Genomic DNA, 21,883 nt, shown 5'->3' with positions numbered 1-21,883 from the left:
TTTTTAGTTGAATTTATTTGTCAAAAAACCGCAATTGTAGTAAAAACACATTGCGGTTTTTTTTTATTTTAGATACTACTTATTTAAGTAACTTTATATAATAATTAAAATCTAAAAAAATGAAAAAAATAGTATTATCAATTGCCCTTATTATTGCTGTTATAATTGGATGTAAAACCAACAGTAGTTCTAGTGATGCTAAGAAATTAGTCATTGCATTTGAACCAAAAAGCAATAGCAAAGTTTCAGGTACGGCCACTTTTACCGAAAAAAACGGGAAAGTAACTTTTGTAGCTAAGTTAGCCGGTTTACAACCTGGCGTTCATGCCATCCATATCCACGAAAAATCAGATTGCTCAGCAGCAGATGGTAGTTCAGCAGGTGGACACTGGAATCCAACATTTAAAAAACATGGAAAATGGGGCGTTGGAGAATACCACAAAGGGGATATTGGAAACTTTACAGCTGATGCAAATGGAAATGGAACCATCACTTTAACTACAGACGAATGGTGCATTGGATGTGGAGATCAAACAAAAGATATTCTAGGTAAAGGTTTAATTGTACACCAAGGAACTGATGATTTCACCTCACAGCCCTCAGGAAATGCAGGTGCAAGAGTCGCTTGTTCAGCAATTATAAAATAAATCAGCTAAGGAAAATACCCCATTTTGGAAGAAAAAGAACATCATTATTTTAAGAATGCAGTAGAATGGCGCAATTGGCTTCATGAAAACCATACCAACTCCAATGGTGTTTATTTGATTTTTTATAAAGTAGACAGTGCTGTTGAAAGCATGCGGTGGGAAGAAGCAGTTCAAGTCGCGATTTGTTATGGATGGATTGATTCTACTGTCAAAAAATTAGATTCCGAAAGAAGAAGGCAAGCATTCTCCCCTAGAAAAGATAAAAGTGTATGGAGCAAACTCAATAAGTCCTATATTGAAAAATTGCTCCATGCTAATTTAATTCACGAAAGTGGTTTGGCAAAAATTGAAACTGCTAAAAAAAATGGATCTTGGACTAGTCTTGATAAAGTGGAGGATTTGATAATGCCTACTGACTTAGAAAACGCATTTAATAAAAATAGTAAAGCCTATCAAAATTATCTCAACTTTAGTCCTTCCTATAGAAAAAGCTACCTATATTGGCTCAATCAAGCAAAACGGGAAGAAACAAGAAACAACAGAATTACCGAAATAATCAATTGTTGTGAGAAGAATATGAAATCTAGAAATTAATACTAATTTAATTATTAATTGAAGATTGCTTTTTTATAAATTAATAAATAAACTTTAGCTTTACAGCTTTAAAATAAAACCATGATTAACCCTTCGGCTCCAGGTTGGATAGACAAATATTTTAGTAAACAAAAACTCAAGGAAGAAAACGTTTCAACGAGTTCTGATTTATTCTATCAAAAAATCAGAAAAACTGGTTTTATATACGGACACATTGTCTCCTTTGAAACTGCAGTGCCAATTAACACTAAAGGATGGGTACAAAACGAAGTACCAAAAGTGGCTCTATTAAACACTTTACATGCTATTTATTCGTTAACAACCCAAGATAACAATCCGGAAAATTTTATTACTAAAGCGCTGTCTTTTTATAATGAAATGAACCCGAAAGGTTTCAGTTTATTTAAAAAAGTGTTACCAAACAGTGGTCCCTCTTTAAATTTAGAAAAAATAATAGACGAAAGAGTTCAAACCAATATTGACATTATCAATAAGAACTTTTCTCATATTGTGACCAATGCATTATTATTTGTAGATGTTTTGGCTTTTCGCCAATATTTACTTCACGAACAAATACCCGAAAAGTATTTAAAGAAAATTGAAGAAACCATAAATAGCCTTGTCTCACTTGCTTTAAAAACCAAGTTAAACAAATCTAATTATGATGATTTATTAATTAAACTTTTTGAAGCATCTGTACGTTACAGTAAATTCTCGAAAGTAAATGTCCAAAATCTAGAAGAATTGAATTTGGATTACTTTAGCAGTGAGTTAGAAAAATATTACTTGATTGACATGGCCGGAATGGCGTTGTGGAGTGATGGCCAAATTGAAAATGAAGAAGTCTATTTTTTACATAAATTGGGGGAGTTATTAAAAGTTCCCGATGCCTTTGTTACGGATAGTATTAAAAGTACCGATGACTTCATAAACAAAAATAAAAAGGACATCCCCTATTTTAATTATTCGAATCCCGTTAAACATTTTTATGATCAAACGACACAAAGTGTTATCACGTTAATCAGTCGAAATAAAAACAGACTGGTTAAAGAAATTGTTGAAAGTAAAGAATTAATGATTCTATTAGCAACTTCTACAAGAAGAGATTTGGATGAAAAAGAAAAGAAAAAGGTAAAAAAACAGTTGTTGGATATCTGTAAATCTGTTCCTTCATTAACTATTTTTTTATTGCCGGGAGGAAGTTTATTGTTACCTATATTAATCAAGTTTATCCCAAAGCTACTACCATCAGCTTTTAATGAAAACTTAGATGTAGAATAAAAAAAAAGTCGCTTTAAAAAGCGACTTTTTTTTATTAAAATTTAAGTTGAAATACTTCATCTAAATCTTTATTCGAACTAATATTTACTTTTAAGTCGGTTACAAAACCAGAATTTAATCCGTAAACCCAACCGTGAATACTTAAATCTTGACCGTTTTTCCAAGCCGCTTGAACGATAGAAGTTTTAGATAAATCAAAAACTTGTTCTTTAATATTTATTTCAACAAAAGCATTAAAACGTTCCGTTTCGTCTTCTATAGAATCTAAATAAGTATTATGCAAACGATATACGTCTTTAATATGACGAATCCAGTTGTCAATAATTCCAATCGACTGATTCCCCATTGCGGCTTTAACACCACCACAACCATAGTGACCACATACGATTACATGCTTAACTTTTAATACATTAACTGCATAATCAAGCACACTTAACATGTTCATATCAGAATGTACCACCATATTGGCGATATTTCTATGAACAAAAACTTCTCCTGGTTTAGCACCAATGATTTCGTTCGCAGGAACACGACTGTCTGAACAACCAATCCATAACAATGGTGGCGTTTGCCCTTTGGCTAAATCAGCAAAAAAATTTGGGTCTTTTGCTAAAGCTGTTTCAACCCACTCCTTATTATTATCTAATATTTTTTTATAAAAATCACTCATTTTTTTCAGTTTTAATATTTAATATTCCAAATTAACCAATCATCAAAATTCACGGTTAAAGTACAAATAATTTATTTTATGTAGTTAATTTTTAAAAGACGCTTCGGTTACTTCTTTTTTTACCATTTGTCTTTTCGCAACATCATAATAATGTTCAAATGTAACATGATTGGCTAAATCAGGGCTATTTTCTAAATCATACGCTTTTTTAAACCCTTTTAACTTCACTTTTATATTTTCATCTATAGCACGAGTATTTTTAAATTCACGTATCAAATCTAAAATATCATGAGCAATATACACCGTATCATTGGCATTTATAATTACTTTAGAATTTTCAGGGATATCATTTAAAGTGCTTTTTATTGCCGCTTTATTTAAAAACGAAACCTCTTGTGCTAGATCAATGTGAATAATATCACCATCTAAATACTCTTCTTTTTTAAAGCTATAGGCTCTTTTAAGATTTCCTTTTAAGATAAAAATGATACTAATAACAATTCCTAAAGCTACTCCTTTAAGTAAATCAGTTGTTACCACAGCAACTAAGGTGGCAACAAAAGGTATAAATTGGTACTTCCCTTTTTCCCAAAAGTGTTTGAATGTTGCTGGTTTAGCTAATTTATATCCCACTAAAATTAATATAGTAGCAAGTGTCGCTAACGGAATTTTATTAAGTATAACAGGAATAACCAATACACTAATTAATAGTAAAATACCATGAATGATAGCTGACATTTTAGATTTTGCACCAGCTGCATTATTAGCTGAAGTACGCACAACAACTGAAGTCATGGGCAAACCACCAAGTAATGCACTTACAATATTACCAATACCTTGTGCTTTTAGTTCCACATTAGTATCTGTATATCTTTTCTGTTCGTCCATTCTATCTGATGCTTCAATACATAACAATGTCTCAATTGAAGCAACTATAGCAATAGTCAAACCTACTACCCATACTTTAGGATTTGTAATACCTGAAAAGTTTGGGGTAACGATAATCCCTTTTAACTCCTCAAAAGAAGTAGGAACGGGTAACGAAACTAAATGCTGATTTGATATTGCTAATGAACTTCCAGATGCTATAAAAATTTCATTTAAAACAATTCCTGAAACTACTGCAATTAAGGCCCCCGGAACTAATTTTAGTTTCTTTAAGAACGGTACTTTATCCCAAGAAATTAGGATAATTAATGACACAACTGTAATTACAATTGCACCTAATTGAACGTGATTAAACACTTCAAATAGGGAGGAGAACGAGTTGTCTCCGTTTCTTTGTACAAACGATTGATCTCCTTCAAAATCGGCATCATATCCAAAGGCATGTGGCAATTGTTTTAGAATAATAATAATTCCAATACCGGCAAGCATTCCTTCAATAACGTTAGTTGGAAAATAATTTGAAATACTACCCGCTTTTATAAAGCCTAAAGCAAGTTGAATAAATCCCGCAATCAAGACTGCTGTCAAAAAGATATCAAAAGCACCAAAATCAGTGATTGCTGTTAATATAATAGCTGTTAAACCAGCTGCTGGTCCAGATACACTTAAATGCGATTTACTTAAATACCCCACTACAATTCCGCCAATAACACCTGAAATAATTCCTGAAAATAAAGGGGCTCCTGAAGCCATTGCAATTCCTAAACACAAGGGAAGCGCCACCAAAAAAACCACTAAACCAGAAGCAAAATCTGATTTAAGGTTAGCAAAAAGATTGATTTTTTTTGTCATAATAGTACAATAAATGATACATAAACAGACTATACATGTAAAATGTAAAGCAGTTAATTTTTTAAAATTTAATCGGAAATATTATGCCAAATCAGGCGGAGGGGAAAAGATACTAGCACTAATTTTATCATGCTTTGACAAGTTTTCAGAAAGTATCAAACTAGATTTATTATAATTACTTAATAAAGATACATCTTGTAATTCACTATAGTAATCAAACACTTTAAATTCTTTTTTAGCATGTTCCTCTTCGGTCATACTAAAAATTACTGAGGTATCACAAGATTTCTCTATCATCCTAACTATAGTAGGAGTGGATAGAAAAGCAATAAATAAGAATAATAATAAACGAGCTATTAACTTCATGGTTGCAAAAATAAGGCATAACTTATAAAATAAAAACTATGTGCAAAAAAATTTATAAAATTTTAACATAATAAAAAAACGCCCAGTTATTAATTTGTTTAAAACTGGGCGTTTATCATTCAATATATACTAATCTATTCTTCTAGCCAAGCTTGCATCATCCAAATTGTTTTTTCTTGTTCAGAAATGAAATCACTCATCATAGCATTCGTTCCTTCATCATTAATTTCACCCGTTTTGTTGAGAATTTCTCTTTCAATTTTTAGTAAATGAGATAAAGAATCCACTATTAAGTGAATCGCTTTTTCATCATTGGAAATATTTTTCCCCACAATAAGTTGATTATTATTTATATAATCTTCAAATGTATGTAGAGGTGTTCCCCCTAGTGTAAGGACACGCTCTGCAATCATATCTATTTTTAATTGGGAGTCATTATACAATTCTTCAAATTTAATATGCAAATCAAAAAAACGCTTTCCTTTAATGTTCCAATGAATCCCTCTTAAATTTTGATAATAAACTTGAAAATTAGAAAGTAATACATTTAATTCTTTTACTATTAGTTGTGACTCTTTAATTGGTAAACCTAAAATATTCATTTTCATAATTTTTAATTTTATCCAAATTTACCTTATAAAACAGAAAAAAATACTATAACTTAAATTGATTGTTTTTATATTTGCATCATAAAATACTATAGATGACAATTACACAATTAAAATACGTCCTTGCAGTAGCCGAACATAAAAATTTTACTTTGGCTGCTGAAAAATGTTTTGTTACCCAACCTACTTTGAGTATGCAAATCCAAAAAATAGAAGAAGAATTAAGTATTCAGATCTTTGATAGAACAAAAAAACCGATTCAGCTTACTGATATTGGACAAAAAATTGTCAATCAAGCTAAAAACATTGTTAATGAAGCCGATCGAATTCAGGACATTGTAGAACAACAAAAAGGGTTCATTGGTGGGGAATTTAGATTGGGAATCATCCCAACGATAATGCCCACTTTACTACCTATGTTTTTAAACAATTTTATAAAAAAATATCCAAAAGTAAAACTTATTATAGAAGAGCTTAATACGGAGGAAATAATTACCAAACTAAATAATGGCCATCTAGATGCGGCTATTGCAGCGACTCCATTAATGGAAGAAAAAATCAAAGAAATTGTTTTATACTTTGAACCATTTGTCGCTTACATTCCTGAAAGTCATCACCATTTTCAAAAAGAAGAAATTGAAGTTTCTGATTTAAATTTAGACGAAATATTGTTATTGCAAGACGGGCATTGTTTTAGAGAAGGAATATTAAATTTATGTAAACATACCGCTAAAAATGAATTCAATCATTTCCAAATTGAAAGTGGGAGTTTTGAGACCTTGATAAAATTAGCGGATGAAGGTTTAGGAACAACACTACTTCCCTATTTGCATACATTAGATCTAAAAGATTCAGATAAAATAAAACTCCGCCAATTTAAAGAACCAAAGCCGGCACGCGAAGTGAGTTTAATATATCCAAAAAGCGAATTAAAAATTCAAATAATTGATGCATTAAGAAGCACCATTGCAGGAGTAATAAAAGGGGCAATTGTTTTTCAAAATGTTGAAATTATTAGTCCAATTCAAAAGAAATAGACAATAGTAACCCCTTTTATTCGCAAACTATAGCAACGCATTTTATCAATTCTGGCTTCATATTCGTATAAAACTTAAGCCAGTTTCTTAAATGTTCCATTTCATAAGGCAATAAATTTTTTAACGCCTTTTTTAATTCTTTAGTAAACAAATCAGGGTTTAGGCTGACTTTTTCAAGAGAATCTTTAGTATAAAAGTAGATTAATCTAGACATGGTAAATTGTTTAAAGAGTGACTGATTTCATTTGATAAAAAAATCTATACTTCCTTTAATACAAAAGACAGGCCAAAGTGCACTAAGTTTGGATAAAATCATAGCTACTTCAAAACATTTACTTATTTCAAAAACTAAAAAAAGGAATCCATTAAAATGGATTCCTTTTTTTTATTCATTTACTATAAACAAACATTTTTGTAATTCTGGTTTTTCAAAAGTGAAAAAATCTAGCCATTTCTTTAAATGCTCTATTTCATAAGGCAATAAGTTTCTAACCGCTTTTTTAAGCTCTTTGATGAATAGCTCTGTATTGAAACTTACTCTTTCAAGTACCTCTTTTGTGTAATCGTAAATCATTCTAGACATAACAAATAAGATTTATAAAGTTATCAAATAAACATACTGTAAATATAAAGAATACGAAATTGAATTAAACCAAAAATAACGACAAAATACATTAAACATCGTCTAAATACATAATTGTCATTTATTTTTATTAAAAAACTTACAATGTAAAAAAAATAACAAACAAATTAAATAAAATAATAAAAACTAAAACCATAAAAAAAGGAGCCTATTAGGCTCCTTTTTACTATTTATTGGTTTACGATTAGTAAACATTGTTTTAGTTCCGGTTTTTCTATTATAAAATTAAATAACCATTCTCGCAATTGCTCCATTTCGTATGGTAACAATGTTTTAATTGCTTTTTCTAATTCTTTGCAAAAAAGCATTGGATCAAAACTTACTCTTTCTAATATTGATTTTGTGTAATCAAACATGATTTTCGACATAATTAATTAAGAATTTTAGGTTAGATTATTATTTAACTTATTGTAAAAGTACATTTTTTATAAATATAACTTTTAATATTAACGTATATTTTTGAATATTATTTCATGTTTAAAATTTATGTTAATTTATTAAAATATTCTTATTCTGACTTTCTAGCACGAAACATTTCTCTTTTTCCAGGGGGTCCTTCCAGTTTTTCAACAGTGAAACCTACTTCAATCATACTCCTTTTTACAACTCCTCGAGCCGCATAAGTAACTAAAACACCATTATTTTTAAGAGCATCATACATTTTTTTAAAAACAGCTGTACTCCATAATTCGGGCTGCACCCTATATCCAAAAGCATCAAAATAAATTAAATCATATTTGTCTTGATCCTCTATATCCGTAAAAAATTGTTGCCTTTTAACTAACGAAAAATGGGTATCTAAAACCGTTTTTTCTTCCCATTTACTCTGATGCATTTTTTCAAAAACAGACTTATCTAAACTGGCATTAAGCTCCTCTACATAATTCATAGAAAGTAACTCCTCAGAAGATATTGGATACCCTTCTACTCCAACATAGTCAATTGTTTGATTCATTTTTTTACTTTCCAAAAAAGTAATGAAAGCATTAAGACCTGTTCCAAAACCAATTTCTAAAATTGATACATTATTATTTTGAAACAACGAAAGACCATTTTTTATAAAAACATGTTGCGCTTCTTGAATTGCTCCATGCTTTGAATGATAACATTCATCCCATTCTTTTATGTGTATGGTAGTAGAACCATCTAAAGTTTTTATAATTTCTCTATTCAAAATATTGTTTTTGATATTATTAAATAATTTATGTGATTTACTTTTGCCAAAATTAATCAAAAACTAAGAAAGTTAGTTTATAAACGCTACTGTTTGTTACATAATTAATAGAAATAGGAGCTTTTTATTTCGGTTTTTTTATAAATAAATAAATCACAATTAAAAGCGACAATTAATGTTATTTTAGCAAGTAATTAATTGATTTTTATTTAATTTTGCATCAAATAAAGTTGAAACTACGATTAATTGATTCTTTTAACTCAATTAATAATTTGCATTCAAAAATATAATAAAATAAAAACATAATTATGAGTACCACTCAAACTAACAAAATTGAAATAATTAAAGCACAAACTTCAAAAATAAACGAAGTAGATTTTGAAAATTTAAGCTTTGGATCTGTATTCACGGATCATTTACTAGAATGTGATTTTAAAAATGGAGAATGGCAAAAACCTGTAATTAAGCCTTATGCTCCTTTTTTACTAGATCCTTCTGCAAGAGTCTTCCATTATGGTCAGGCTATTTTTGAAGGTATGAAAGCGTACAAAGATGATAATGATGCCATTTGGCTTTTTAGACCTGATGAAAATTACAACCGTTTCAATCACTCTGCTTCAAGAATGGCAATGCCAGAAGTTCCAGAAGAAGTTTTCATGGATGGTCTTAACGAATTATTGAAATTAGATAAAGCTTGGATAAAATCCGGAAAAGGAAATACATTATACATCAGACCATTTATGATTGCCACAGGGGAAGGGGTAATTGCAAACCCATCTGATGATTATAAGTTTATGATTATTTTATCTCCTGCTAAATCATATTATTCAGGAGAAGTAAAAGTACTTATTGCTGAACATTTCAGTAGAGCTGCTAATGGTGGTATTGGTGCTGCTAAAGCTGCTGGTAATTATGCTGCCCAATTTTACCCAACAAGTTTAGCTAATAAAGAGGGTTTCCAACAGGTAATCTGGACAGATGATGCAACACATACTAAACTGGAAGAAGCAGGAACAATGAATGTGTTTTTTAGAATAAATGACACTTTACTTACTGCTCCTATAAGCGAAAGAATTCTTGATGGTATCACTAGAAAAAGTCTTATCGATTTAGCACAAAAAGAAGGTATTACAGTTGATGTACGTCCTGTTCTTGTTTCGGAACTTGTTGAAGCTTCAAAAAATGGTACTTTAAAAGAAATATTTGGCGCTGGAACTGCAGCAGTTGTAAACCCAATCATCGGGTTTTCATATCGTGATGAATATTATGAATTGCCTAAAATAGAAAATTCATATGCTTCTCAACTCAAGGATAAATTAACTAACATTCAGCACAAATTAGCTGAAGACACATTTGGTTGGACCGTTAAAGTATAAAACCAAAACCATAGCACTAAAAAAGCGCTTTTCATTAATTGAAAAGCGCTTTTTTTCTATTTTAAATTCTAATAAGTAGAATTGAACTTCTAAACTGGAATAACTTTACTATTACTTACCCAGAATTTTTGAAAAATCTGGTTTAAAATAATTTGGTCCCTTCATCACTTTTCCGTCCTCACGATAAATAGGGTTTCCATCTTCTCCTAATTTACTCATATTAGAACGTTGAATTTCATCAAAAACGGCTTCAATCTTGTGTTGTAATCCATGCTCAATAATAGTTCCGCAAAGGATATACATCATATCTCCCAAAGCATCAGCAATTTCTACTAAATCATTATTTTGAACTGCTTCTAAGTATTCTTCATTCTCTTCTTTCATTAAATGATAGCGAAGTGTATTTTTCACTTCACCCAAATCGGCAATTGGTAATTCACTATGTCCAATTTTAAATGCTGTATGAAATTCCTTAACTGAATCAATTTGTTTCTGCATGATTTTTATTTTACAAATGAAAAGGCAAATTAGTAACAATTCTTAAACAATTAACTATTTTTGTCCAAAATAATTTAAACTATGTTTAGTCAAGGACAATTAGTATTTGCAGGCCTATTTTTTGTTGCTTTTGTTATTGCAATGATCTATGCTTATAGAAAAGATTTAAAGTTGCATAAAGTATATTACAAAGGAAATTATAAAATCTTAATTGGTTTTCTAATTTTTATTGGAATTTTATTTGCTATAAAAGTATTTTTCAAACGATAATATCTTTTTTAAGAAATATAAAAAATGCTTGCTAATTTGCAGGCATTTTTTGTTTTCAAATTGAAAACAAAATTTCCAAGTATTTTTATAGCAATATAAATACTTGTAAGATTTAAGTAACAAATTACAATTATTCGTAATTTTGCCTCCTATTTAAATAAATAAAATAGGACATAGTATAATATATTCATAATTAGTATAGCATATTAATAAAATATCTAACTTTACATCAGAAAACAATCAATTTATTATGAGGATTTTAAAATATATATTTCTTTTACTATTACTAAGTTTTGTAGCATTGTCGATTTTTATTGCCACCCAAAAAGGTGATTTTTCTGTTGAAAGGAGTAAAATTATTAATGCTCCAAAAGCGGCTGTGTTTACTTATGTAAATGATTATAGAAACTGGGCTGATTTTGGTTCATGGATTGCCGAAGATCCAGAAATGAAACTACAGTATCCTCAAAATACAATTGGTAATGGTGCTTCGTATACATGGGAAGGAAAAGATGGAAATGGGTCCATGCAAACGCTTTATTCAAAAGAAAATGACAGTATTTCTCAAAAAATGGACTTTAGCGGAACCAAATCTTCTATTTATTGGAATTTTAAAGATACTATAGGTGGAACTAAAGTAACTTGGAAAAGTGAAGGAAAAATGAGTTTCCTTTTCAAAATATACACCGCCTTAAACGGAGGAATTGATAAAGTTATAGGCACCATGTATGAAAAAAGTCTAGTAAACTTAGACAAAGCACTTGACTATGAAATAAATACTTTTTCGATAAAAGTCGATGGATTAACAAAAAAACCAGAACTATTTTATTTGAGTCAAAGTTTCACAAGTGAAATCGCTAAAGTGAATAAAAATTTTAAAATTGTAATCCCTAAAATAATTGCTTTTTGTGAGCAAAATGATATCCCCGTGAATGGCAAGCCTTTTATAATTTACCATACTTATGATTTAGTAAGCCAGTTGACAAAAATATCAATTTGTGTTCCTATTAAAAAAGAAATATTTATAAGTCAAGGAAGCGATATTGTATCCGGAAAACTGGACCCTTTTGATGCAGTAAAAACGACATTAACTGGTGATATATCGCATGTTAAAAAAGGATATGATAAAGCAGTTGAATTTCTAAATAAAAACCAACTTACCCCAAATCCAGCAATTTCGCATATCGAAATTTATACTATCAATAAAACGGAGATTAAAAATCCTTCAAAATGGATTACAGAAATTTACATTCCATTTATCCCTAAAGAAGAACCTAAAAAAACGTATTACCAAGCACCAGTAAATTCTACTCCAGATGAAACTATACCAGCTGTATCTAATAATAATACAGTAGAACCGGTAAAAATCAATAAACCTGCAGTTAAAAATACAGAACCAAAAAAGGTACCTGTTCTAAAAACTAAAGAAGAAGAAAAATCTGAATTTTAATTTTTTTAAAGAAATGGATTAAACCTTTTGGCTAAATCCTATTCTAATACTATAAATAGTTATTTTGCCCGAAGAACAGGAATTTATACAACAGTTATTAAACCCAAAAATGCAAAATGAAGCATTTCAAAAACTCTTGTTAACATACCAAAAACCACTTTATAACCATATCAGAAATATCGTTTTAAACCATGATGATACGGATGATGTTTTGCAAAATACATTTATAAAAGTTTTCAAAAATTTAAAAAACTTTAAAGGAGATAGCAAACTATTTTCATGGATCTACCGAATTGCAACTAATGAGGCTCTCACTTTTCTAAATCAAAAGGCTAAAAAAAACGGAATCACATCCGAAGCGTTACAAAATAAAGTCATTGACAATTTACAAGCAGATGTCTATTTTGATGGCGATGAAATTCAGATAAAATTACAAAAAGCGATAGCTACCCTTCCCGAAAAGCAACAATTAGTATTTAAAATGAAATATTTTGAAGAACTAAAATACGAAGAAATATCAGAAATAATAGGCACCTCAGTGGGAGCATTAAAAGCATCATATCATCATGCAGTTAAGAAAATTGAATCCTTTGTAAAAAGCAATTAAACCTTTTGAATTAAATTAAGTCTAACGTATATCATGAAAGAATTTAAATTAGAAAATAGTACTAAGATTGAAACGGGTTTTAAAACTCCAGACCATTACTTTGAAAAATTTTCAGCTGAATTATTACTGAAATTACCACATAATGAACCAAAAGTAATTCCTTTTTTCAAAAGACGAAATACTATTTTTATGTTGGTTGCGGCTTTATTTGTAATTGCTTTAATGATTCCGATACTAAATACAACACAAGTAAATACGATGACAGAGCTAGATGAAACAACGTTAGAAAATTACTTAAGCTACCAAACAAATGTTAATCAATATGATCTAATAAATATATTGGATGCAAAAGATATTGATAAAATAGATGCTCCAGTCACATTAGAAGAAAAAACCATCGAAGACATCCTTGTTGATAATGCTAACTTAGAACATTTTATAATTGAGTAGCTTGAAGTGCTACAATAAAATGCAAATTATAATATAAAATTAAAAAAAATGAACTTTAAAAAAATCCTCCCAATACTCCTACTCTTTACTTCATTTCACTTTTATGCTCAAAGTGCAGATATGAAAGAAAAGAAAGAGCAAATAAAAGCCTTAAAAGTAGCTTTTCTAACTACTGAACTAGATTTAACGACCAAAGAAGCTCAAAAATTCTGGCCTGTTTACAACACCTATGATGACGCCCAATTTGAAATAAGACATCAAAAAATGAAATCCTATATGCATCAAATTAATGATGCAGCTTTAGATAAGATCAGCGAAAAAGAAGCCTTAAATTTATTAAACAAAATGGAGGGCACTGATGAAGAATTATATCTATTACGCAAAAAATTTGTTAGAGATTTAAAAGAGATTCTTCCAGCAGTTAAGATTCTAAAACTTCGAAAATCAGAAGAGAATTTTAATAGAAAACTGCTACACCAATATAGAGATAGAGGTAATAGAAATTAATAATTTACTACTTTATTTAAAACCCTAAACATTACTGTTTAGGGTTTTTTTTTATAAATTTAATTCGGATCATCTTATCTTTTCCAGCTGCAATTGCCGTGTGGTTATCGATAAATCGAATAGTAAATAACGATGGATCAGATGCTAGTTGTTTCCATGAATTTCCACTATCATAGGAGTAATAAATTCCTGATGCACCAACGCTCACCAATGATTTCCCTTTGCTATGTGGTACATACTGAATGCAAGAAGCATAACCAAAACCTTGGTTTTCAGCTACTAAATTCCATGTTTTACCTCCGTCAGATGTTCTTGATTTATTTCCATAATTTTGATTCAGAGACTCATAATCCCCTCCTGAAATAAAACCATTCTTACTATCGTAAAAATCTGCTGTAAAAATTCCAGCCATTGCCTTCCCTTGTACAATAGGTGTTTCATAAATTTTCCAACTTAACCCTTTGTCATTAGAGAATAAAACTCTTGCCTTTTTACCACCAGTCACTATCCAAGTAGCATTTCCCTTAATAACAATATTAGTATTACTAGCAGCAAAAGCAGCCTCTCCTTCCGCCACATTAGGGAGTTGATTACAGTTTAACTTACTCCAAGTATTACCACCATCTCTAGTTATAATTATGGAAAGACAGTCATCAATAGGATCTCCTATAGCAATTCCTTCTTGGTTATTCCAAAACTGCATACTATCGTAAAATACTTTTTCGTGGTTCTCCTGATAAACTAATGTTGTTTTTAATTCCGTTTTTGATACTTTATAAAGCAAAGCGGGATTAGAAACCGTCAATAAAAATATGTTTTTTTGAGTTTGGGCTCCACTCCTAAATTCTAACATTAAAGAATCGTTGGTAATCTTCTTTTCAAACTTTGCTTTTTTCTTCAAATCATAGAAACCAAATCTGGAATTATTAGCGGAATACCAAATTTTATTTGCATCAATAATTACGGATCGAATACTGATATTGTCTTGAAATAAAGTATCAATCTTTATGGAAGTATAAATAGTCTTATCCTTACTTTCTATATCATAACCTACTGTTTTACAAGAATTTAATAATAAAAACATTGTAAAAATAAAAAACACATTTCTCATTATAATCGAATTATATAAAAGCTAAAATACAATTAATTATAGGAATAGCAATTGCTCTAAAATTTTATTGGCACAGTAATTGGATAATTAAAAAATATAATACTTAAATAAACTTGTTATGAAAACTAAAATACTAATAGTAACCCTATTAACTTCCCTATTTGCAATGCAAATGCAAGCTCAAAATAGAGCGCGAGTTAATGCCATGAATAATGAAATTAGCGATAATTTAGATTTGAGAGCTGTTGCCGATATTTTTGGTGACTCAAGAGATCTTCAAGATTTTGAGAGACAGTTAAATGATCCTGAGCTTCAAATTTCAAATTTAGATTTAAATAATGATAACGAAGTTGATTACTTGCGTGTCATTGAAACCGTAGAAGGTAGAACTCACGTTGTAATCATTCAATCAGTACTTGATCGTGATGTTTATCAAGATGTAGCTACAATTGAAGTAGAAAAAGACAGATACAACAATGTGCATTTACAAGTTGTAGGAAATGAATACATGTATGGTCCAAATTACATTTACGAACCAGTATATTATAGCACTCCAACAATATATGCTTCTTTTTGGTCCTACAACTACCGTCCTTATGTATCAAATTGGTATTGGAATTTTTATCCTTCATATTATTATGCATGGAATCCATATCCAGTATACAGATATAGAAACAATATTCAAATTTCATTAAACTTCAATAATAACTATAACTACGTAAACTATAGAAGAAGTAATCAAGCTGCTGTATTATATAGCTCAAGACGTTCAAACGGATATGAAAGACAACATCCTGACTATGCTTTTAATAGAAGAAATTCAAATGTGACGAATCGTTATGAACTAGATCAAAGAAGAGGAACTAGAAATACCAGTTCTAGAAATAGTACTACTTCATCTAGAGAAAACTCCGGTAGAAGAACAAATACAGATAGAGACTATTCTCAAAACAGAGGAAACACTTCAAGAGATGCTAGTCCACAAAGAAGAACAGAAACTCAAAGAGATAATTCATCAAGAGGAAATAGCACTAGAGAAACTACTCCACAAAGAGATTATTCACAAAACAGAGGAAACACTTCAAGGGAAGCTACTCCACAAAGAACAGCGCCACAAAGAGATAATTCATCAAGAGGAAATAGTTCTAGTGAAGCAACTCCACAAAGAACCGCACCCCAAAGAGACAACTCTTCAAGAGAATCTGCTCCGCAAAGAACAGTGCCACAAAGGGACAATTCTTCAAGAGAATCTGCTCCGCAAAGAACAGCACCGCAAAGAGACAATTCTTCGAGAGGTAATAGTTCAAGAGAAGCCACACCCCAAAGGGATTTTTCTCAAAACAGAGGAAATTCTTCAAGACAATCAGCTCCACAAAGAACAGAATCACAAAGAGACAATTCTTCAAGAGGAAACAATAGAAGGTCTTAAAAAGAACACTTCTTCAAAATTATAAACACGGTGCTTTAACACCGTGTTTTTTTATGTCTTTTTCGAAAAAAAAAGCCCTAATTTATTTAAAAAGAGTAAATTTGTCGTGTTTTTTAAAAATAATACATGAGCACTTCGCATAAAAATTTACATTCAAAATTAACTTTAGGAGGTTTATTAATTACATTAGGTATTATATATGGCGATATTGGGACCTCCCCGTTATATGTAATGAAAGCCATTCTTGGAGATCATATTATTAATGCAGATGTAGTTTTAGGAGGCATATCATGTGTTTTTTGGACCCTGACATTACAAACGACGATAAAATATGTAATTATTACATTAAGCGCAGACAATCATGGTGAGGGAGGAATTTTTGCTTTATATGCTTTAGTCAAAAAAACCAAAATACAATGGCTCATAGTCCCCGCTATTATCGGTGGAAGCGCACTACTGGCTGATGGAATAATTACCCCGCCCATTTCTGTTTCTTCTGCTGTAGAAGGTATTAGAACGTACTATCCAGAAATAAACACCATACCAATTGTAATCGGAATTTTATTTGTCCTTTTCACTATTCAGCAATTCGGTACCAAATTAGTAGGAAAGTTTTTTGCCCCTATGATGCTTATTTGGTTCAGCATGCTTGGAATTCTTGGATTAATCCAAATTACGAAACACCCTGAAGTATTCAAAGCTTTTAATCCCTACTATGCATATCATTTACTATCCATTCATCCAGACGGATTTTTTGTTTTGGGGTTTGTATTCCTATGTACCACAGGAGCTGAAGCACTTTATTCAGATATGGGCCACTGTGGACGAAAAAATATCCGAATAAGTTGGATTTTTGTGAAAACAACTTTAGTACTTAACTATTTTGGACAAGCAGCTTATCTCATTCACCATGAAGGACAAACATTACAAAGTCTAGGAGGATCTAATGGAAATCCATTTTATCTTATCATGGCCGATTGGTTTCAACCTATTGGAATTGTAATTGCAACATTAGCAGCTGTTATTGCTTCTCAGGCCCTTATTAGCGGTTCATTTACTTTAATAAATGAAGCGATGAGATTGAATTTTTGGCCAAAAGTAAAAATAAAGTATCCTACTGAATTAAAAGGTCAACTGTATATCCCTTCTATAAACTGGTTGTTGTTTTTTGGTTGTGTTGGAATAGTTTTGCATTTTGAAGAGTCCAGCAATATGGAGCATGCTTATGGATTAGCGATAATTTTATGTATGATTATGACTACTATTTTACTTAATTTCTATTTAATTATGAAAAGAGTAAAATTATATTTTATAGTACCATTGATAACCATCTATCTATTAATTGAATTAAGCTTTTTAGCAGCAAACATAACAAAGTTTTCTGAAGGTGGCTATGTAACTTTAATCATTGCTATGGTACTGATTTCAATTATGACCATTTGGTACTTGGCTAAAAAAATTAATAAAAACTACACTAAAATTGTAAAAATAGATGATTACAAAAAAGTGTTGAAGGAATTAAGCGCTGATTTATCCATTCCAAAATATGCAACACACTTAGTGTATATGACTAATGCAAATCGTGTGGATGAGATTGAAGAAAAAGTGATGTATTCTATTTTGCAAAAAAGACCAAAAAGAGCTGATATCTATTGGTTTGTCCATGTAAACATCTTGACAGAGCCTTATAAAACAGAATACAAAGTAAGCGAAATTATTAAAGATGATTTATACCGTGTAGATTTTAATTTAGGATTTAGAGAACCTACTAAAATCAGCCTTATGTTCAAGGAAGTAATTAAGGATATGGTTAAAAAAGGAGAAGTAGATATCACTAGTAGATATGAATCTTTAAATAAGAATAACATTATCGGGGATTTCAAATTTGTATTATCTGAAAAATTCCTTTCAAATGACAGTGATTTATTATGGCATGAAAAATTGATTATGAATTCTTATTTCTTAATTAAAAAACTAAGTCTATCTGAAGAAAGTGCTTTTGGACTAGACAGTAGCTCCGTTAAAATAGAAAAATTCCCAATGGTGCTTCATGCTCCAGAAAACATCGGGTTAACTCGAGTTAAATAAGATCAATTTATATTGAATTTTAAAAAACACTGTCTTTAAACAGTGTTTTTTTTGCTGTTTAAAATATAAAATCAACATTCATTATTTAAAATTTAACTTTCGATCAATTAATACTACCTTTGCACCTCAATTAATAAAAATGAGATTACACAGAAATTTAGTTTACACTACTATAGATTCCTTAAATGCAATATTTAACGAAGGAGAATATGCGGATAAAGTAGTTGCCAGAGCCTTAAAAAAAGACAAACGTTGGGGAAGCTCAGATAGAAAATTTGTTGCTGAAACGATCTACGAAGTAGTTCGATGGAAACGATTATATGCAGAAATTGCAGAAGTAAAAGAGCCATTTGACAGAGATAATATTTGGAGAATGTTTTCAGTATGGGCAGTATTAAGAGGATACCCAATTCCTGATTGGCGTCAACTGGAAGGAACTCCTGAGAGAAAAATAAAAGGTCGTTTTGATGAATTATCAAAAGTAAGAGCCCTTAAAGAATCTATTCCTGACTGGATGGATGAAATGGGAGTAAAAGAATTAGGTGAAAAAGTGTGGTCAAAAGAAATCACAGCTCAAAATCAACCTGCTAAAGTTATTCTAAGAGTAAACACTCTAAAAACTACTAAAACAGAATTAAGAGCGATCTTAATGGATTTAGACATTGATACCGATGTCCTTAAAGACCAACCAGATGCTTTAGTATTAAAAGAAAGAGCTAATGTTTTCATGACTGATGCATTTAAACAAGGCTTTTTTGAAGTTCAAGATGCCAATTCACAACTTGTTGCTGCTTTTCTTGATGTTAAGCCAGGAATGCGTGTTGTAGATACTTGTGCGGGTGCAGGAGGAAAAACATTGCATATTGCTGCTTTGATGGAAAACAAAGGACAATTGATTGCTATGGATTTATATGAAAGTAAATTAAAGCAATTAAAAATTAGAGCAAAACGCGATGGTGCTTTCAATATTGAATACCGTATCATTGATACTACTAAAGTGATCAAGAAATTACACCAAAGAGCAGATCGAGTATTGATCGATGCCCCTTGTAGTGGATTAGGAGTTCTTAAAAGAAATCCTGATGCGAAATGGAAATTACAACCTGAATTTATTGACAATATCCGCAAGGTACAAGCAGAAGTTTTAGAAAGTTATTCTAAAATTGTAAAACCAGGTGGAAAACTGGTATATGCAACATGCTCTGTTTTACCCTCAGAAAATCAAGAGCAAGTAGCTAAATTTTTAACAACGGATATAGGAAAAGAATTTAACTTTATAAAAGACCAAAAAATTCTAGCACATGAATCTGGTTTTGATGGTTTTTACATGGCACTTTTAGAAAGAAAAGAAGAAGTAACACCAAAAGAAGTTAAAGTAAAAGAAATAAAAGAAGCAAAAGCCTAATATTATTTCCTTCTAAATAACAAAAAATGCCTTCATAATGAAGGCATTTTTTATTGTAAAAAGAAGCAAAAACAAAAAAGTCCTCGAAAATTTCGAGGACTTTTTTTATATCTTTTTTATTCTATTCTCTTTAATCTGAATTTAATCATTCATCGAAATTAAAAACTCTTCATTGTTTTTCGTTTGTCTAAAACGATCGTTTATAAAACTCATTGCTTCAACAGGATTCATATCAGAAAGGTATTTTCTCATGATCCACATTCTTTGCAACGTTTTCTCATCTAACAACATATCATCACGTCTTGTACTTGAAGAAGTTAAATCAATGGCTGGGAAGATACGTTTATTAGCAATTTTTCTATCCAACTGCAATTCCATATTACCAGTACCTTTAAATTCTTCGAAGATAACTTCATCCATTTTTGAACCAGTTTCAGTCAAAGCAGTTGCAATGATACTTAATGAACCTCCATTTTCTACATTACGGGCGGCTCCAAAGAAACGTTTTGGTTTCTGTAAAGCATTAGCATCTACTCCTCCACTCAATACTTTACCTGAAGCAGGTTGTACTGTGTTATATGCTCTTGCTAAACGGGTAATGGAATCTAATAGAATCACGACATCATGTCCACATTCTACTAATCGTTTTGCTTTTTCAAGTACAATATTAGCAATTTTAACGTGTTCTTGTGGCTCTCTATCAAATGTAGAAGCAATTACTTCACCACGTACACTACGTTGCATATCCGTAACCTCTTCTGGACGTTCGTCTATTAGTAAAACAATTAAATATACTTCGGGATGATTGGCAGCAATTGCATTTGCAATTTCTTTCAACAACATGGTTTTACCCGTTTTTGGCTGTGCGACAATCATACCACGTTGTCCTTTTCCTATAGGAGAAAATAAATCGATAATACGAGTAGAAATGGTGCTTTGTCTTTCGGCTAAATTGAATTTTTCTGACGGAAAAACAGGCGTTAAATGTTCGAATGAAACTCGATCACGAACCACTTGTGGATCATGCCCATTAATTTTTAACACACGAACTAAAGGAAAAAACTTTTCTCCTTCTTTTGGAGGACGTACCACCCCTTTAACCGTATCTCCAGTTTTTAGACCAAACAATCTAATTTGTGAAGTTGATAAATAAATATCATCCGGTGAAGCTAGGTAATTATAATCGGAAGAACGTAAGAAACCATAGCCATCAGGCATCATTTCTAATACTCCCTCACTTTCAATTATTCCGTCAAATTCAAAATCTGAATCTCTAAAATTATTTTTTTTATTTTTAAAATTAGGGTTTTGATTTTGTTTATTTAATTGATTTGGATTTATTTTTTTAGCAGGAGGAGCAACTTCAGTAGCATCTGTTTTTGAAACATTTTCTTCAGCTACTTCTTTATTTTCGTCTTTAACAACTACTTCTTTTGTTTCTTCTTTATCCTTTTTTAAAGCTATTTTCTTTTCGTAAGCTGATTTATTAAACTTAATAACCTTACCTACTTTCTTTTCTGGAATTACATTATCTTTTTCATCTTCGGTTTGCGAATTAACTGCATCAACTTGTGCAATTACCTCCGCAGGCATTTCTACTTTAATCTGAAGATCAGCTTCAACAGGAGCTACTTCTTTAAAAATAGTTTTATTTGTAGTTTTTTGAATAGCTACCTTCTTAACTGGCAGAATACGGGCTCTTTTAGGTTTATTATCCTCAACTGGAGCATCCGAATTTTTATCTAATGTTGAATCAACAGTATTGTTTTGATGTTCTAAAATTGACCCAATCAAGGTCTCTTTTTTAACACCATTAAACTTTATGGTTTTAGCTGACTTAGCGATTTCTTGAAGCTCAGAAAGCTTCATTTCTTTTAATGCAGAAATATCAAACATGAATGTTCTATGAGTTTAATTAATTTGGTAATACTA

23 protein-coding genes are annotated in these 21,883 nt (G+C 30.6%); 12 read left to right on the top strand and 11 right to left on the bottom strand.

Features of this window, described 5'->3' with window-relative positions; all coding sequences use genetic code 11:
• Nucleotides 1–119 precede the first annotated feature (119 nt).
• The 3 genes from AB3G34_RS03880 to AB3G34_RS03870 all read left to right on the top strand — a co-directional run bounded on the left by AB3G34_RS03880 (nucleotide 120) and on the right by AB3G34_RS03870 (nucleotide 2,522).
• Nucleotides 120–647 (top strand): superoxide dismutase family protein, encoded by a 528-nt coding sequence (locus tag AB3G34_RS03880; RefSeq protein WP_367768744.1) that lies wholly within the window; start codon nucleotides 120–122, stop codon nucleotides 645–647.
• A 24-nt stretch (nucleotides 648–671) separates the two neighbouring features.
• The gene (locus AB3G34_RS03875) at nucleotides 672–1,241 is read left to right on the top strand and encodes a YdeI family protein (RefSeq protein ID WP_367752232.1); all 570 of its coding nucleotides are present in this window, start codon (nucleotides 672–674) and stop codon (nucleotides 1,239–1,241) included.
• 81 nt (nucleotides 1,242–1,322) lie between these two features.
• Entirely contained in the window at nucleotides 1,323–2,522 is a 1,200-nt protein-coding gene (locus AB3G34_RS03870) for an LETM1-related biofilm-associated protein (protein ID WP_367768740.1), read from the top strand.
• Between the two features lie 34 nt (nucleotides 2,523–2,556).
• Here AB3G34_RS03870 and can read toward each other — a convergent pair whose 3' ends face one another.
• From can to AB3G34_RS03850, 4 genes are all read right to left on the bottom strand, one after another.
• Nucleotides 2,557–3,192, bottom strand: coding sequence for a carbonate dehydratase (gene can / locus AB3G34_RS03865; protein ID WP_367752228.1), 636 nt, complete (start codon nucleotides 3,190–3,192; stop codon nucleotides 2,557–2,559).
• An 84-nt stretch (nucleotides 3,193–3,276) separates the two neighbouring features.
• Nucleotides 3,277–4,932 carry a SulP family inorganic anion transporter gene (locus AB3G34_RS03860; RefSeq protein ID WP_367768738.1) on the bottom strand — a complete coding sequence of 552 codons (1,656 nt, stop codon included), beginning with the start codon at nucleotides 4,930–4,932 and terminating at the stop codon, nucleotides 3,277–3,279.
• 81 nt (nucleotides 4,933–5,013) lie between these two features.
• Complete coding sequence (locus AB3G34_RS03855; RefSeq protein ID WP_367768736.1) at nucleotides 5,014–5,229, bottom strand: hypothetical protein; 216 nt, start codon at nucleotides 5,227–5,229, stop codon at nucleotides 5,014–5,016.
• Nucleotides 5,230–5,432: 203 nt separating this feature from the next.
• A complete protein-coding gene (locus AB3G34_RS03850) occupies nucleotides 5,433–5,906 on the bottom strand; it encodes a Dps family protein (protein WP_369753500.1) in 474 nt (157 codons plus the stop codon).
• 95 nt (nucleotides 5,907–6,001) lie between these two features.
• Here AB3G34_RS03850 and AB3G34_RS03845 point away from each other — a divergent pair, with 95 nt between their 5' ends.
• On the top strand, nucleotides 6,002–6,943 hold the full coding sequence (locus AB3G34_RS03845; RefSeq protein WP_367752220.1) for a LysR substrate-binding domain-containing protein: 942 nt from the start codon (nucleotides 6,002–6,004) through the stop codon (nucleotides 6,941–6,943).
• A 16-nt stretch (nucleotides 6,944–6,959) separates the two neighbouring features.
• Here AB3G34_RS03845 and AB3G34_RS03840 read toward each other — a convergent pair whose 3' ends face one another.
• The 4 genes from AB3G34_RS03840 to mnmD all read right to left on the bottom strand — a co-directional run bounded on the left by AB3G34_RS03840 (nucleotide 6,960) and on the right by mnmD (nucleotide 8,760).
• The gene (locus AB3G34_RS03840; RefSeq protein ID WP_367752218.1) at nucleotides 6,960–7,157 is read right to left on the bottom strand and encodes a hypothetical protein; all 198 of its coding nucleotides are present in this window, start codon (nucleotides 7,155–7,157) and stop codon (nucleotides 6,960–6,962) included.
• A gap of 171 nt (nucleotides 7,158–7,328) precedes the next feature.
• Nucleotides 7,329–7,526 (bottom strand): hypothetical protein, encoded by a 198-nt coding sequence (locus AB3G34_RS03835; protein WP_367752216.1) that lies wholly within the window; start codon nucleotides 7,524–7,526, stop codon nucleotides 7,329–7,331.
• A gap of 230 nt (nucleotides 7,527–7,756) precedes the next feature.
• Complete coding sequence (locus AB3G34_RS03830; protein WP_367752214.1) at nucleotides 7,757–7,954, bottom strand: hypothetical protein; 198 nt, start codon at nucleotides 7,952–7,954, stop codon at nucleotides 7,757–7,759.
• Between the two features lie 140 nt (nucleotides 7,955–8,094).
• On the bottom strand, nucleotides 8,095–8,760 hold the full coding sequence (gene mnmD / locus AB3G34_RS03825) for a tRNA (5-methylaminomethyl-2-thiouridine)(34)-methyltransferase MnmD (protein WP_367768731.1): 666 nt from the start codon (nucleotides 8,758–8,760) through the stop codon (nucleotides 8,095–8,097).
• 308 nt (nucleotides 8,761–9,068) lie between these two features.
• Between mnmD and AB3G34_RS03820 the strand changes: the two genes are divergently transcribed.
• Nucleotides 9,069–10,136: a branched-chain amino acid aminotransferase gene (locus AB3G34_RS03820; protein WP_367768729.1), complete on the top strand. Its 1,068-nt coding sequence runs from the start codon at nucleotides 9,069–9,071 to the stop codon at nucleotides 10,134–10,136.
• A gap of 111 nt (nucleotides 10,137–10,247) precedes the next feature.
• On the opposite strand, the gene AB3G34_RS03815 is transcribed toward AB3G34_RS03820, so the two are convergent.
• Entirely contained in the window at nucleotides 10,248–10,634 is a 387-nt protein-coding gene (locus AB3G34_RS03815; RefSeq protein ID WP_367768726.1) for a hypothetical protein, read from the bottom strand.
• Between the two features lie 520 nt (nucleotides 10,635–11,154).
• Between AB3G34_RS03815 and AB3G34_RS03810 the strand changes: the two genes are divergently transcribed.
• The 4 genes from AB3G34_RS03810 (at nucleotide 11,155) to AB3G34_RS03795 (ending at nucleotide 13,918) form a co-directional block, all read left to right on the top strand.
• Nucleotides 11,155–12,354, top strand: a complete 1,200-nt coding sequence (locus AB3G34_RS03810) for an SRPBCC family protein (protein WP_369753499.1) — start codon at nucleotides 11,155–11,157, stop codon at nucleotides 12,352–12,354.
• Between the two features lie 64 nt (nucleotides 12,355–12,418).
• On the top strand, nucleotides 12,419–12,961 hold the full coding sequence (locus tag AB3G34_RS03805; protein ID WP_367752202.1) for an RNA polymerase sigma factor: 543 nt from the start codon (nucleotides 12,419–12,421) through the stop codon (nucleotides 12,959–12,961).
• Nucleotides 12,962–12,994: 33 nt separating this feature from the next.
• Nucleotides 12,995–13,411, top strand: coding sequence for a hypothetical protein (locus tag AB3G34_RS03800; protein ID WP_369753498.1), 417 nt, complete (start codon nucleotides 12,995–12,997; stop codon nucleotides 13,409–13,411).
• A gap of 48 nt (nucleotides 13,412–13,459) precedes the next feature.
• Complete coding sequence (locus AB3G34_RS03795) at nucleotides 13,460–13,918, top strand: sensor of ECF-type sigma factor (protein WP_367768719.1); 459 nt, start codon at nucleotides 13,460–13,462, stop codon at nucleotides 13,916–13,918.
• 31 nt (nucleotides 13,919–13,949) lie between these two features.
• On the opposite strand, the gene AB3G34_RS03790 is transcribed toward AB3G34_RS03795, so the two are convergent.
• The gene (locus AB3G34_RS03790) at nucleotides 13,950–15,002 is read right to left on the bottom strand and encodes an oxidoreductase (RefSeq protein ID WP_369753497.1); all 1,053 of its coding nucleotides are present in this window, start codon (nucleotides 15,000–15,002) and stop codon (nucleotides 13,950–13,952) included.
• A 145-nt stretch (nucleotides 15,003–15,147) separates the two neighbouring features.
• On the opposite strand from AB3G34_RS03790, the gene AB3G34_RS03785 reads away from it, so the two are divergent.
• The 3 genes from AB3G34_RS03785 (at nucleotide 15,148) to AB3G34_RS03775 (ending at nucleotide 19,951) form a co-directional block, all read left to right on the top strand.
• Nucleotides 15,148–16,458, top strand: a complete 1,311-nt coding sequence (locus tag AB3G34_RS03785; RefSeq protein ID WP_369753496.1) for a hypothetical protein — start codon at nucleotides 15,148–15,150, stop codon at nucleotides 16,456–16,458.
• Nucleotides 16,459–16,584: 126 nt separating this feature from the next.
• Nucleotides 16,585–18,546, top strand: a complete 1,962-nt coding sequence (locus AB3G34_RS03780) for a KUP/HAK/KT family potassium transporter (RefSeq protein ID WP_367752193.1) — start codon at nucleotides 16,585–16,587, stop codon at nucleotides 18,544–18,546.
• Between the two features lie 139 nt (nucleotides 18,547–18,685).
• The gene (locus tag AB3G34_RS03775) at nucleotides 18,686–19,951 is read left to right on the top strand and encodes an RsmB/NOP family class I SAM-dependent RNA methyltransferase (RefSeq protein ID WP_369753495.1); all 1,266 of its coding nucleotides are present in this window, start codon (nucleotides 18,686–18,688) and stop codon (nucleotides 19,949–19,951) included.
• 141 nt (nucleotides 19,952–20,092) lie between these two features.
• On the opposite strand, the gene rho is transcribed toward AB3G34_RS03775, so the two are convergent.
• Nucleotides 20,093–21,847: a transcription termination factor Rho gene (gene rho, locus AB3G34_RS03770; RefSeq protein WP_369753494.1), complete on the bottom strand. Its 1,755-nt coding sequence runs from the start codon at nucleotides 21,845–21,847 to the stop codon at nucleotides 20,093–20,095.
• Between the last annotated feature and the right edge of the window lie 36 nt (nucleotides 21,848–21,883).

Source organism: Flavobacterium sp. WC2409 (genome assembly GCF_041200085.1).
GTDB lineage: Bacteria > Bacteroidota > Bacteroidia > Flavobacteriales > Flavobacteriaceae > Flavobacterium.
The sequence above is the reverse complement of the archived record's forward strand: the minus strand, read 5'-3'. Positions and strand labels throughout refer to the sequence as shown.